The sequence below is a fragment of the Marinicauda sp. Alg238-R41 genome (assembly GCF_947331485.1).
Taxonomy (GTDB): Bacteria; Pseudomonadota; Alphaproteobacteria; order Caulobacterales; family Maricaulaceae; genus Marinicauda; species Marinicauda pacifica.
In genome coordinates, this window is sequence record NZ_CAMZOJ010000002.1 from 481,216 (window position 1) to 495,007 (window position 13,792).

Sequence of the window (13,792 nt, forward strand, 5' to 3'; positions counted from 1 at the left end):
AGATCAAGGTTGCAGGATAATCGCGCCTTCGATGAAAGACATCAAGATTTTACCGAACAGACGACGGCCCGCGAACGCACTCTTCGCTCCGCCGCGCACGGCGCCGTCGCCCAGCACCACGGGGGCGGAGGGATCGATGAGGATCAGGTCGGCCGGGGCACCCTCCTCGATTCGGCCCTGGGCGAGGCCGAGCAGGTCGGCAGGCCCGCTCGTGACCGGGCGCAGCGCTGAGAGCAGGTCGAGCTGGCCGGTCTCCACGAGTGTCAGCAGGGCGGGCAGCAGGGCATGAAGGCTGGTCGTTCCCGGAACCGCGTCCGCGAACGGGTTAGCCTTGGCGACACTACCCACCGCGGTGTGTGCGGAGACCACGGCGTCCACCACGCCGCGGGCCAGCGCGTCGATCAGGGCGAGACGATCCTCCTCGCTGCGCAGAGGCGGATCGAGGCGGTAGCGCGCATCGAAATTGCCCGCATCGACCTCGTTGAACACCAGATGGCTGACCGGGACGGTGATCGCGACTTCGAGGCCGCGCTGGCGCGCCGCCCGCGCTGCAGCGATGCCGTCAGCGGTGGTTACGCGATCGAGGATCAGGCGTCCGCCGGTCAGCTCGGCGAGGCCGGTATCGCGCTCCACGCCGAAGCGTTCGGAGACGCCGGGACGGGCGGGCAGTCCCAGGCGCGAGGACAGGTCGCTCTCATGCGCGACCGTGCCGGCGATCAGGTGGGCGTCCTCGGGGCGCAGGCTGACCCAGGCCTCGAAGCCGGCGGCATAGGACAGGGCACGCCGGACCAGGCGGCTGTCGGCGATCGGCTGGCCGCCATCGCTGAGATAAAGTGCGCCGGCGCGCAGCATCAAACCGATCTCGTTCAGTTCGCCCTTTGCTGCGACGAGGCCGGCGCCGTGGACCCGGACCGGCAGGGTCAGCGCCTGGGCGTCCAGCCAGTCGATATCTTCCGGCGAGGACAGGCCGCACGCCCCGTTCGGGGCGAGGATCAGCGTGCCGATCCCGCCCGAGGCTGCCGCGCTGGCCGTTTGGGACAGGCGCTCGGCGCTCGCAGCGCCGCCAGGCGTTGCGCTATGGGCCCGCATGTCGATCAGGGCAGGAGCAAGGAGGCGTCCATGCGCGTCGATCACCTCCTCCTCGTCGGAAGGGTCAAGGTCGCCGATCCCGGCAATGAACCCGTCGGCAATGCGCAAATCGGCCTCGTAGAGCCGGTCCGACGCCGGGTCGGCAATACGCGCTCCGGTGATGAGGTAGCGGGTCATTGCTCGCCCTCGTCATAGCGCATGTTGGGGGCCTGGCCGGCGAGCATTTCCAGGATCGCCATGCGCACCGCCACACCGCTTTCAACCTGGTCGAGGATGACCGAGCGTTCGGGGTCGTCAGCGAGGGCGGCGTCGATCTCCACGCCGCGATTCATCGGGCCGGGATGCATCACGACGCAATCAGGATTCGCCAGCTCGAGACGGTCATGGGTGAGACCGTAAAGCGCGGCGTATTCGCGCTCGGACGGGATCAGCCCTGCCCCCATGCGTTCGCGCTGGATGCGAAGCGCCATGACCGCGTCGCAGCCCTCCAGCGCTTCGTCGAGGTCGTGAAACACGCTCGCGCCCCAGCGGTCGGCATTGGCCGGGAGCAGGGTAGAGGGACCACAGAGGCGCACCTCGGCATTGAGCAAATTCATCAGCGACACATTGGAGCGTACGACGCGCGAATGGGCGATATCGCCGACGATGGCGATCCGCTTGCCGCCGATCTCGCCCCAGCGTCGGGTTAGCGTGAAAGTGTCCAGCAGAGCCTGGGAGGGGTGCTCGTGCGCCCCGTCGCCAGCATTGATGGTGGAGATTCCCGTCACTTCGGCAAAGAAGGCTGCCGCCCCGGCGCTGGCGTGGCGTACGACCAGCAGGTCCGGGCGCATTGCCGCAAGTGTCTCGGCCGTGTCGGCGAGGCTCTCGCCTTTCTTGATGGAGGCATTGCCTGCCGAGAAATTGACGACGTCCGCACCGAGTCGTTTGCCGGCGAGCTCGAAGCTGGCCAGGGTGCGCGTGGACGGTTCGAAGAAGAGATTGATCTGGCTGAGACCGCGCAGCGCGTCGATTTTCTTGTCCGGCGTGCGGTTGCGCTCGAAATGCTCGCCCGCACGCTTGAACAGCATCGAAACATCCAGCGGGTTGAGCGCGCCGACGCTCAACAGATTGCGATGCGGGAAGTCATAGGCGAAGCGGGCGCGCCCCATCTGCACATGCCTCCAAGCCAAAGCGTTGCGGCGGTATAGGGGGCGCGGACCGGCGCGGCAAGGGGCGGGCGTGCCCGTTCGCGCGCACCTGATGCAAGTGCATGCGCGCGGAATATAAACTTCTTTCGGGGTGGGTTGGCTACCGAAAATGTAACAAAGAAAGCGGTTTCTATTTATAAAAATGAATAAAGCTGGAGTTTTTATAATTATAAACTATATGAATTCTTTTGCGGGGAGGCTTGACAAAAATGTCGCTTCAAAACTGGCGGGTGCTTGATTTCGAAGGCTTGTTCGGACGGGTTCAGGACGGCGCCTCCATGCCGGAGCAACTCGAAGCCATCGAAGAGATGGTCACGATGATCCGCGGTGAAAGCCTTCACCGGATTGTGCTCGACCTGGACCACGCCGACATCGATTTGGGACAGCGAGTCGTCCAGATTCAGCCCCAGGCGCTCGCCGAAGGGATGGTCAAGGCGGGTTTGAGCCGCTTCGCTCTGGTTCACCGCGGAGAGGTAGAAGTCTGGTGGAGCGATCTGCTCAAATCTACAAGACAGCTGGGCATCGACACGTGCGCGTTCACAGCGGCGGACGCCGCGATCGAGTGGATTTGCGCTGACGGAGAGGATTCCCTCTCGCAATCGGGCTAGATCGCCTGTGCGATGACAATGAAGCCGGTGCTGAAGGCGATGCGGCTCAATCCAGGTTCTTGTTCGCTGCACCCGGCCTCATGCCAGTGACCGCGCGATCAGAATGAACGCGGGAGCGCTGAGGGCGCTGACCAGGACGCTCGCAGTGATCATGCCGGCAGTGAGACCGTGCTCGCCTTCGGACTCGGCTACCAGGGCATATATAAAGGCAGCGGTCGGCGCTGCGCCGGCGAGGACAAGGACTTCAAGCTCCAGCGTGCCGAGCCGGGCCACAAGGCCAAGGCCAAGGAAGATGATCGGAGAGACGACAGCCCGGATCAACGCTGCGGAGACAAGCGGCACATAACGCCCACGCAGCGCTGCGAAGTCCAGTCCTGCTCCGATGGTCAGAAGGACCAGTCCGATGGAGGCCGACGCGATGATCTCCAGCGGACGCATGACCAGCGTGATATCAGAGAGCGGCGTCAGACTCGCGGCGAGGCCGAGCAGGCAGGCGACCACGATGGGATCTCGCGCTGCGCCTGACAGGGCCTTAAGGTTTGCATTAGGCGCGACGGCAACTCGACTGATGAGCGTCCCGAGAATCGCACCAGGCACCAGAATGATGATCGCGATCTCGACGGCCTCGGCGCCGAACAGGTTTTGCGACAGGCTGAGAACCAGCACGAAATTCCAGACCGTGGTGGTCGCCAGCATTGCGGCGCGATTGCGCCGGCTGAGGCCCAGCACGGCGGACCATGCAAAGGCGGTGACGCCGACCAGGGCGATTCCGGCAAGGGCCAGCAAGACAAGGCGGCCGGCCGACGGCGAGAGCAGATCGACTCCGGCCAGTGTGCTGAACAGCAGGGCCGGCAGGAGCACGCGATAGTTCAGCCGGTTTACCCCGGCCCAGACGAAGTCCGGCGCGATGGCCGAGGTACGAAGCGCGTAGCCGCAGGCAATTACGATGAAGACCGGCAGGAAGCCATGGATAACTGAGGCGATCATCCGGCCATTCCTCCCGGCCAGGCGATGGAAATCCAGATCGGCAGCGAGAGGGCGGCCAGAATCGTCGTTGCTGTCACATGCCCGGCAGTCAGGCGGGCATCGCCGCCCATCTCGCGCGCCAGCACGTAACTGGCGGCCGCCCCCGGAGTGGCGCCGACGGCGGTCAGGACGGCGAGGGCAACGCCCTCCACCCCGAACAGGCGGCCGAGCACGTAGAAAACCAGGGGCGCGACGAGAAGCTTGAGCGCGACCGCCAGGGTCAGCAGGCGCGGGCGCGCCTTGAGGGCGGAGAAGTCCAGCCCGGCTCCGATCGCAAGGAGGATGAGAGGCAGCGCGGCGCGGCCCGCGAGCGCGGCCGTATCGGCCACCGGCCCGTCACGGAAGAGCCCGAGCGCGTTCGCGCCGGCGCCGGCGACGCAGGCCAGGATGAGCGGGTTGGTGACAATGCGCATCAGGATCAGGCGTCGATTGAGCGGACGCTCGCTTGCGCCCCAGACTGAAAGAGCGGCGACGCACATCACGTTGATCAGCGGCACGGTGGGGGCGAAGACGAGAGCGGCGAGGGCTGCGCCTTCCGGTCCGAAGACCGGCGCGGCGAGCGCCAGAAGGACAAAGCCGTTCCAGCGCACAGAGCCCTGAAACAGGCTGGTATAGGCTGGGCCGTCGATGGGCAGCGGACGGAAGGCGAGCGCAATCGCGCCCATCACCAGAAAACCCAGCGTGACGGCAATGAGAAAGGTTGCCGCGGGCAGGCCGGTATAGTCGGCCTGGCTGATCGTAGAGAAAAGCAGGGCGGGCAGGAGCGCCTGGTAGGAGAGCCGGTTGATGCCGCCCCATAGCTCTGTCGCCACGAGGCCGGTCCGGCGCAGCCCCCAGCCGAGCGCGATCACCCCGAAAATCGGAATGAGGGCGGTGACGACCGGATTCACGGGGCCTCGTCCCCTGCCGCCTCGATAGCGTCGATGGCGTTGGACAGGATGATCGCGGCGGCTTCGGCATCGATGCGTGCCTTGTGGCCCGCATGCTTCACCCCGGCCTCCAGCAGGCGCTCGCCTGCCGCGAAGGTGGACAGGCGTTCGTCCTGGTAGACGACGGGCAGGTCGCGCACGCGAAGAAGATTCGTGACGAAGGAACGCGAGGACTGGGCACGCCGTCCATCGCCACCGTCCATGTGGAGAGGCAGGCCGACGACCAGCCCGGTACATCCGCGCTCGTCATAGAGTGCGAGCAGGGCCTGCGCGTCGGCAGTAAACTTGGTGCGCTGGATCGTCGTCAACGGCGTGACCAGGGTGCGCGCCGAATTGCACACGGCGATCCCGAGCGTCTTCGAGCCGGGATCGACCCCCATCAGCGGACCAGCAGGAAGATGCGCAGGATCAAGGAACAGCATGGGCGTCGAGGTACACCCCTGACACGTCGAAGGAAAGAGCGCAGCCGCGCGAGAGGTTACAGTGCGAATGCATCCAAGCGCGCAGCCATGGCGTTGATTGGCCGAGCCCAAATTCACGAGCAGAGACGAATGGAGGACCCACGACATGGTTCCAGTCGAAGAAATTCACGGCGCGACGATCCCCAAGCTGGGCTTCGGCACGTGGCAGCTTGAGGGCGACACGGCACGCGACCGCGTCAAGGACGCGCTGGACATCGGCTATCGTCATATCGATACCGCGCAAGCCTACGACAATGAGGAGTATGTCGGCGCGGGCATCCAGGAATCCGGAGTCGCGCGCGACGACATATGGCTCACGACGAAAGTGTGGCTCGACCGCTTCAAACAGGGCGATCTGGAGCAATCCTTGCGGGAAAGCCTCGTCAAGCTGAAGACCGATACGGTCGATCTCGCGCTTTTGCACTGGCCCAACCACGAGGTCGCGCTGAAGGAGACGATCGAGGCTCTCAACAATGCCAAGCGTGAAGGGCTGACGCGTAACATCGGTATTTCCAACTTTCCGACCCAGTGGATGGGCGAGGCGGTCGAGCTTTCCGAAGCGCCGCTGATCGTCAACCAGGTCGAATTCCATCCCTTCATCGACCAGCGCCCGGTTCTTGATGCGTGCAAGAAATACGGCATGGGACTGACGGCTTACTGCCCGATTGCCCAAGCGAATGTCATCGGCAACGACACGATCGAGAAGATCGCGGACCGTCACGGCAAGTCTGCGGTTCAGGTGGCGCTGCGCTGGCTGATCCAGCAGGACGGGGTCATTGCCATTCCCCGCTCGTCCAGCCGTGAGCACGCCGCGTCGAATTTCGAGATATTCGACTTTGAACTCAGCGATGACGAGATGGCGCAGATCGGGGCGCTGCACACGCCCGATGGCCGCATCGTCGATCCCAAATGGGCGCCTGCCTGGGATACCGCTGCCTAGCGCGGACTGGATCGAACTCTCAAACACCCCCTCGCGTTCGGCGCAGGGGGTGTTTTTTTTGGCCAAGGCCGCAATGAAGGAGAATCCGCCATGTCCCGCCCGCCTGCCAGCTACACCGACCTGAAGGCCGTCTTCGTCAATTGTACGCTCAAGCGGTCCCCGCAGACCTCCAACACGCAAGGCCTGATGACCAACGCACAGGCCATCATGGAAAAGCAGGGCGTCAGCGTGGAGACGATCCGCCTCGTCGATCACGATGTCGCCCAGGGCGTGCAGCCGGACATGACCGAGCATGGCTGGGACCGCGATGCCTGGCCGGACCTGTGGAAGATCATCAAGGCGGCCGACATCCTGGTGGTCGGAACCCCGATCTGGCTCGGCGAGGAAAGCTCGGCCGCGCGCACCCTGATCGAACGGCTTTATGCGCATTCCGGCGATCAGAATGAAGACGGCCAGTATGTCTTCTACGGCAAGGTCGGTGCCTGCATGGTCACCGGCAATGAGGACGGGGTGAAGCACGTCTCGATGGGGATGCTCTACGCCCTTCAGCATGTCGGCTACACGATTCCGCCGCAGGCCGATAGCGGCTGGATTGGCGAGATCGGTCCCGGCAAGAGCTATCTCGACGAGGGCTCGGGCGGGCCGGATAATGACTTCACCCGACGTAATACGACCTTCATGACCTGGAATCTGCTTCACCTGGCGCGGATGCTCAAGGATGCCGGCGGTATCCCGCCGTACGGCAATCAGATCCCCGCCTGGAATGACGGCGAACGGTTCGGACACCCGCCCGCCGACTAGGCCGTGACCCAATCACTTCAGATGGTAGAGCCATTGCAGGTGGTGCTCGTAATGGCGCAGCACATCGCGCACGATTTGCGTCTTGGAGTAGCCGTAGACGTCGTAGTGCTGGCCGCCGCCTGACAGGAAGACCTCGGCGCGTGCGTACTGCTCCACCGATTCGCCTTCGACGTTAAAATGCGGCTCTTCGTGAACCTTGGCCCACACGCCATAGACGAATTCGGGATTGTCGCCATGCAGGACGGTGATCTTCGTTTCGCACTCGCTGAGTTCAACCGAAGCGTCATAGCCGTGCTTGTTGATTTCGTCGGCCACTTCGCGCAGCGCCGGCTCCACCGTATTGCGCAGATAGTTGCAGACCTCGGTCTCGTTCGGGCGCGAATACATTAGCCTCAGCCGCGCGCGCCAGGACACGGTCGCGCCTTCCACCGGCAATTGCGCCGCTGATTTGACGCCGCGTTTGCGCTGGCTCTCTACGCCGAAGGCACGCACGAGGCCTATGAAAGCGAGCACGATGACAATGGTGAAGGGCAGCGCCGCAGCGATGGTCGCGGCCTGAAGCGCGGCCAGGCCGCCGACGAGCAGCAGGACCGCCGCGACCACGCCTTCCAGGATGGCCCAGAACAGGCGCTGGAAGAGGGGCGGATTGAGCGAACCGCCAGACGCGAGCGTCGACTTGACCAGAGAACCGGAATCCGAACTGGTCACAAAGAAGGTCGTGACCAGAACCACCGCCATGACCGACGTGATGGAGCTCAGCGGAAGTGTGTCCAGAAAGGCGAAGAGAGCCAGCTCGTTTTGCCCGTCGCGAACGGTGTTGAGGATAGCCTCGCCGCTACCGGCCAGTATCTCTCTGAGCGCCGAATTGCCGTAGATCGTCATCCACAGGAATGTGAACAGGGTCGGCCCGAACAGCACCCCGAGAATGAATTCGCGGACAGTGCGCCCGCGCGAGATGCGCGCGATGAACATGCCGACGAAAGGCGACCAGCTGATCCACCAGCCCCAGTAGAAGAGCGTCCAGGCGTTCACCCAGCCCGCATCGCCATAGGCGTCGACATTGAAGGTAAGGAAGGCAATCTGGTCGATATAGTCGCCGATATTCTGCACGAAGGCGCCCATCAGGAAGAGCGTGGGCCCGGCGATGAAAACGAATAGCAGCAAGGCAATCGAGAGGTAGAGATTCCACTCCGACAGGCGCCGGATGCCCGCATCGAGGCCGGCCACCACTGAGGCAGTGGCGAGCGCGGTAATGAGGGCGATCAGGATAACCTGCACCTGGGCGCTGATCTCGATGCCGAACAGGGTGTTCAGTCCGGCATTGATCTGAGTAACGCCGTAGCCGAGCGATGTGGCGACCCCGAACAGCGTGCCGAGCACGGCGAGCGTATCCACGCCATGGCCGATCGGGCCGTAAATGCGGTCGCCAATAAGCGGGTAGAGCGCGGACCGGATCGTCAGCGGCAGGCCATGGCGGTAAGTGAAATAGGCTAGGCTCAGCCCCACCACGACATAGATCGCCCAGGCGTGGATGCCCCAGTGAAAGAAGGTCAGCACCATGGACTCGCGAGCCGCGTCGACGGTCTCGCCCGTGCCTTGAGGCGGGTTGAGATAGTGCGTGACCGGTTCGGCCACGGCAAAGAACATCAGGCCGATGCCCATGCCGGCGGAGAACAGCATCGCGAACCAGGGCGCGAAGCCGTATTCGGGGACCGAGTCGTCGGGGCCAAGCCTGATGCGGCCCCAGTCGGACAGCGCGACGACGATCGAGGCGATCAGAAAGATGCCGACGCCGATCGTGTACACCCACCCGAAATTGGTGGTGATCGAGGCCTGAAGGCCGGCGAAGAAGGTTTCCGCCGTTTCCGAGTAGAAGATGGCGAACGCCACGCCGATGACGACGAGCGCCGCTGCCGGGAAAAACACCGCAGGTTCGATTTTTTTCATGACGATGGACGTCCTTGCCGCTTCGGGCTGTAGGTTTGAAAGTCTTTAGTCGCGATAGTCGATGAGGGCGGGGCCGAGCGCGTCCTTGAGCGGATCGAGCCAGGGCTCGAAATGGCGCCATTGCTCCTTGCCCGTTTTGAAGATCGGCTGACGCACCTGCTCGGAGCTTGCAGTGCGCACTTCGCGCTCGGTCTTGTGAAACTCGACGCAGGCCTGTTCGAAGGGCAAGCCGAGATAGTCAAGGATACGGCGGACCTGGGCTTCCAGATCATCGACCACGTCCTCGTACTGCACGTGAAGGATATCGCCTGGCAGGACCTCATGCCAGTGGCGCATCAGGTCGACATAGCCGCGGTAATACCGCCCGACTTCTTCCAGCCCGTAGGTGAATTCCTGGCCTTCGGCAAAAAGCTGCTTGAACCCCGAAAAACAGCACGCCATCGGGTGACGGCGCGCATCGATGATCCGGGCATTGGGCAGGATCAGCTTGATAAGGGCGATGTGCCGGAAATTGTTCGGCATCTTGTCGGTGAAGAAGGGCGCGCCCTTGCGATGGATGCGGGTGCCTTCGATGTATTGCTCGCCCAGCTCTTTCAGCTGCTCGTCGGAAAGTTCGTGCAGGATGCGCGGGTAGCGCGTCCGGTCGCTGATCTGCTTGCGACCGCGCAGGCGGTGGGAGAGCGAGAGGATATTGGGCAGCTCCAGCGTACCGTCGATCTGGCTGTGCGACGCCAGGATCTGCTCGATCAGGGTCGAGCCGGCGCGCGGCAGGCCGACGATGAAGATCGGGTCGGCGGCGGAGTGACCCTTGCCGGCCTGTGCCTTGAAGAGGTCGGGCGTGCAGAACTCCTTCTGGGCGGCGAACTCCTGTTCCATCTGGTCGGCGGTATAGCGGGTCTGGACGCGTTTGAGCTCGTTGCCGCGCTCATAATAGGCGAACGCGTCCTTGAACGCCTTGCGGTCCTCGTACGCCTTGCCGAGCGCAAAGCAGAGATAGATGCGATCCTGAAACGACAGGCCGGGCTCGCCTTCGCGCGCGGCCATCGTGGCCAGCTCGTCGTCGGTGAACGTGTAGGTCTTCAGATTGGCCAGCCCGTACCAGGCATCGCCGTGATCGGGCTTGATGCGAGCCGCGGTCCGGTAGGCAGAGACCGCTTCGTCCTGGCGCCCATAAGTCTTCAGCGCGTGGCCGCGCGAGGTGAGCGTGACCGGGTCTTCGGGCAGGGTTTCCAGGACGCGATCAAAGAGCGCGACCGCGCCTTCGAAGTCACCGGTCTGCATCCGCTCCACGGCCAGTCGGGACTGGAAAACCGGGCTCTCCGGGTCGCGATTGTAGAGCGCTTCGGCCTCTTCGCGCGCCGCCTCGAACTTCTGGCGCTTGCGCAAGACGTCGATGTAGTCGAGGCGAACCTGGATGTTGTCCGGCTCGAACTCGGCCGCGCTTTCCAGCAGGAATTCGGCATCCTCCATAACGCCAAAGCGCTTGCCGATCTCGGCGAGAAGACGCATGCCCTCGACGTGCCTGGGGTGCTTCTGCAGAAAGGCGCGGCAGAGCTTCTCAGCTTTGAGAAGCTTGTTTTCATATAAAAAATTCGTCACTGCCACGAGTTCGCGGGGCAGGGTGGCGATGCGATCGGCCTGGGCGTGAGCCTGCCGCGCCTCGGCCTCGCGACCTTCGGCCTGGAGAAGTTCGGCCTGTGCGGTCCAGCTGGCCTGCAGGGCGGGATTGAACTGGCACGCGCGCCTGTAGGCTTCAAGCGCGGCCTCTGCCTGGCCTTCGGCCTTGAAAAGGTGGCCCTCTTCTTGAAACCCGCGTCCGAAATCGGGCGCGGTCGATTTCAATTGCTCGAGCCGAGCGTGGGCTCCGGGGAAGTCCTTGAGATAGCGGGCACAGACCGCGCTGATGTAGAGCGCCTCGACATTGTCCGGTTCGGTGGCCAGCAACTCGTCGACAAGCGCCCGGGCCTGGTCGAACCGGCCCTGGTACATTTCGCTCTGGGCCGCTTTCAAACGTGACTGCGGGGTTTGGGCATCATCCGGCACGATGGACATCGTCTCCGATGGAAAATGTGAAAGCGCCCCGCCAAAGGCGGGACGCTTCCATCATCAGCTTGCGCGGCGCGATTTCAACCGGGCTCGCGCGTACAGGCTAGTACTGAACGCCGAAGCGGACGCCGATCGTGCGCGGACGCATGACGGTCGCACGTTCACGGTCGAAGACGAAGTTGTTGCTCGTCATCGCCACTTCATTGGTCAGGTTCTCACCAAACAGCTCGACCGACCAGCGGTCACCAGTGAGGCCAGCACCCAGCGCCAGCGTGGTGTAACCCTCCACGGTCGCACGGTTGATACGGATCACATCCGATTCCGAATCTGTGGAATAGACCAGCTGCGGCATCACGTGCGCCGTCACGCCGTTTTCCAGTTGCCATTCATAGCGCGCACGCAGATTGGCCTGGAATTCCGGCGCGAAGGCCAGCGGATCGCCGACCTGGACGTCGTCGGTCGGGACTTTCACTTCGGTGATCTCGGTGTCGAGCGCCGAGAAGGCACCGGCAATGGTCAGGCCTGGAACCGCATCGACCTGCCAGTTGAAGTCGCCTTCAATGCCGCGGATTTCGGCATCGGCGGCGTTGGCGGAGAAGAACAGGTTGGTGATGCTCGGGTCGAAGATCGTGGTCTGCAGGTCTTCGATCTCGATATAGAAGACGTTGCCGTTGAAGCGCAGCGCTCCATCGAACAGGAAGGTCTTCCAACCCAGCTCGTAATTCGTGATTTCATCGGTATCCAGAGCAAACGGCACGGTGAAGCCGTTGGGACCCTGAGCGCCGCCCGGCCGGTTCAGCAGACCGGGACGGAAGCCTTCCGAATACGTCGCGTAGAACAGGAGATCGGTATTCGGCGTCCAGTTGGCCGTGAACTTGGTGATCACGCCATCGGTTGCTGCCACGTTCGGAGCGCGCACCGCGGCATAGACTTGTGCGGCCTGGGCCGGGCTGAGGCCTGCGGCGATGATGTCGGCCACCGAGTCGTCCAGAGTGAAGGTCTGCTGGTTTGCCAGACCAGTGCCCCGGAAGGTGTATTCGCCGTCGCCATTGTACAGGTCCGAGATATCCGTACCGAAGGCCTGCTGATCGACAGACGCGCCGGAGTTGAAGAAGGATGAATTCGCACTCCCCTTCAGGTCGACTTCGACGTCGTAATAGCGAGCACCCGCGATCAGCGACAGCGTGTCGGGGATCAGGTCGTAAGTGACCTCGCCGAAGACGCCGAGCTGTTCGTCGGTCCTGCGCACATCGTTACGGAAGATGACAGCCGGCGGGAACGGACCTTCATCCGAGCGATAACCGGTCTGGAACGGATAGTTGTCCACGAACGGACCGAACGGATCGGCGGCCTCGGATCCGAAATAGGTGAAGTCGTTGCGTTCATCCAGCTGGGTGTCGGAATAGAACACACCGGTGGTCGCGCGCAGGCGAGCCGTCTGCGGGGTAAGGACCCGGAATTCGTGGCTTTGCACGGTGGTTTCCGAGGTCGATGCGACGATCGCGTTTGGCGCCTGGCAGGTGCCGGACGGCGCCGCGGATCCCGGATAGGTCACCGACCCGTCGCAGACATAGTAGGGGAAGTACTGACCGACGAACATGTAGTCGGTGTAGTCCACCGTCTGATCGGTGTTCCGCTCGGTGTAAGCGCCGGTATAGACGGTTTCGAGTGCCCCGACGCGTCCTTCCAGTGTCCAGGAAATATTGGTGAACTCGTCTTCGAGCTCATCGTCCTCGTAGCGCTGGATTTCCCAGTCGTCCAACTCGGGATCAACGAAGAAGACACCGTCCTTGTCCAGCGATTGCTGCGCGAACGCGACATCGAGACGCCAGTCGGCGTTAAACTCGTAGCGGCCGCTCACTCGGAAGCCTGAATAGGTGGTGTCGTTGAAGTCTTCCTCGGTCCGGCCGGCATTGTTGGCCTCAAGGAAGGTAACGCCTGACAAATCCTGACCGGCCTGGAAGCCGGCGCGCCGAGGCGCGACTGGCACACCGTTCGAGCGCACCGTGCCGGCAGAACGGAAGCGAGCCGATTCCGACAGGTCGCGTGTACCCGCCACATTGTCGATATAGCCACCGGCATGGTCGGCATAGACCACGCCGCGCACGGCGAAGTTCTCGGCAACGGGATAATTGACCACCGCCGTGACGTTCGAGCTCATCTCACCGCCATCGGTCCAGGAGAACCCGAAATTGGCGTTGGCCTCGAACTCGCCGATCACCGGCTTGTTCGTGATCAGGCGCACCGTGCCTGCCTGAGAGGAGGCGCCGAACAGCGTGCCCTGCGGTCCGGGCAGGACCTCGATGCGTTCGAGGTCGGCTGCATAGACGTCCAGATTGCGGCCCGGCTGAGCAAGCGGCTGTTCGTCGAGATAGAAGGCGACGTTCGGCGCGAGACCGGCGACACCGGCCACGGTGAGGCTCGGCGTGGTCGATGCGATGCCGCGAATGTAGATGGTGCGCTGGCCCGGGCCGTTGCCGCCGGCGCTCACGCCCGGCAGCTGGACGAGGTAATCGCTGAACGTATCGATCCGCAATTCCTGCAAATCGCCGGTGTCCAGTGCGCTAACCGCAACCGGAATGTCCTGGGCGCTCTGCTCGGTCTTGGTCGCGGTCACGGTAATGACGTCGCGTGTGCGAGCCGATTGACCCTCTGCTTGAGCGTGCGCCACGCCGGCCGTCGCCGCAGCGGCGGCCGCGGACACGAAGACGGTATTCAATAGAATGTTCTTTTTCATGGGCTTCCTGGTTTTCTATTC

At 63.3% G+C, this 13,792-nt stretch carries 11 protein-coding genes; 3 read left to right on the forward strand and 8 right to left on the reverse strand.

Annotated features, from left to right (window positions below):
* Positions 1–3: 3 nt before the first annotated feature.
* Together PGP17_RS10855 and PGP17_RS10860 are read right to left on the reverse strand one after the other, a co-directional pair.
* Entirely contained in the window at positions 4–1,266 is a 1,263-nt protein-coding gene (locus PGP17_RS10855) for a dihydroorotase (protein WP_270375328.1), read from the reverse strand.
* Positions 1,263–2,237, reverse strand: coding sequence for an aspartate carbamoyltransferase catalytic subunit (locus tag PGP17_RS10860; RefSeq protein ID WP_135945771.1), 975 nt, complete (start codon positions 2,235–2,237; stop codon positions 1,263–1,265). Before PGP17_RS10860 ends, PGP17_RS10855 begins: the two co-directional genes overlap by 4 nt.
* Positions 2,238–2,485: 248 nt before the next feature.
* Between PGP17_RS10860 and PGP17_RS10865 the strand changes: the two genes are divergently transcribed.
* A complete protein-coding gene (locus tag PGP17_RS10865) occupies positions 2,486–2,884 on the forward strand; it encodes a hypothetical protein (RefSeq protein WP_135945770.1) in 399 nt (132 codons plus the stop codon).
* Positions 2,885–2,962: 78 nt separating this feature from the next.
* Here PGP17_RS10865 and PGP17_RS10870 read toward each other — a convergent pair whose 3' ends face one another.
* From PGP17_RS10870 to ruvX, 3 genes are read right to left on the reverse strand one after another with little or no spacing between them, the layout of a single operon-like run.
* Complete coding sequence (locus PGP17_RS10870) at positions 2,963–3,871, reverse strand: AEC family transporter (protein WP_270375331.1); 909 nt, start codon at positions 3,869–3,871, stop codon at positions 2,963–2,965.
* The gene (locus PGP17_RS10875) at positions 3,868–4,800 is read right to left on the reverse strand and encodes an AEC family transporter (RefSeq protein WP_135945768.1); all 933 of its coding nucleotides are present in this window, start codon (positions 4,798–4,800) and stop codon (positions 3,868–3,870) included. Before PGP17_RS10875 ends, PGP17_RS10870 begins: the two co-directional genes overlap by 4 nt.
* Positions 4,797–5,261, reverse strand: coding sequence for a Holliday junction resolvase RuvX (ruvX, locus tag PGP17_RS10880; RefSeq protein WP_135945767.1), 465 nt, complete (start codon positions 5,259–5,261; stop codon positions 4,797–4,799). Before ruvX ends, PGP17_RS10875 begins: the two co-directional genes overlap by 4 nt.
* Positions 5,262–5,406: 145 nt before the next feature.
* Here ruvX and PGP17_RS10885 point away from each other — a divergent pair, with 145 nt between their 5' ends.
* Together PGP17_RS10885 and PGP17_RS10890 are read left to right on the forward strand one after the other, a co-directional pair.
* Positions 5,407–6,240, forward strand: coding sequence for an aldo/keto reductase (locus PGP17_RS10885; protein ID WP_135945766.1), 834 nt, complete (start codon positions 5,407–5,409; stop codon positions 6,238–6,240).
* Between the two features lie 90 nt (positions 6,241–6,330).
* The gene (locus tag PGP17_RS10890; RefSeq protein WP_270375332.1) at positions 6,331–7,041 is read left to right on the forward strand and encodes a flavodoxin family protein; all 711 of its coding nucleotides are present in this window, start codon (positions 6,331–6,333) and stop codon (positions 7,039–7,041) included.
* A gap of 12 nt (positions 7,042–7,053) precedes the next feature.
* On the opposite strand, the gene PGP17_RS10895 is transcribed toward PGP17_RS10890, so the two are convergent.
* The 3 genes from PGP17_RS10895 to PGP17_RS10905 all read right to left on the reverse strand — a co-directional run bounded on the left by PGP17_RS10895 (position 7,054) and on the right by PGP17_RS10905 (position 13,771).
* Positions 7,054–8,988 (reverse strand): BCCT family transporter, encoded by a 1,935-nt coding sequence (locus PGP17_RS10895; RefSeq protein WP_270375333.1) that lies wholly within the window; start codon positions 8,986–8,988, stop codon positions 7,054–7,056.
* A gap of 45 nt (positions 8,989–9,033) precedes the next feature.
* A complete protein-coding gene (locus PGP17_RS10900; protein WP_270375334.1) occupies positions 9,034–11,040 on the reverse strand; it encodes a tetratricopeptide repeat-containing sulfotransferase family protein in 2,007 nt (668 codons plus the stop codon).
* 97 nt (positions 11,041–11,137) lie between these two features.
* Positions 11,138–13,771 carry a TonB-dependent receptor gene (locus tag PGP17_RS10905; RefSeq protein ID WP_135945762.1) on the reverse strand — a complete coding sequence of 878 codons (2,634 nt, stop codon included), beginning with the start codon at positions 13,769–13,771 and terminating at the stop codon, positions 11,138–11,140.
* Positions 13,772–13,792 lie beyond the last annotated feature (21 nt).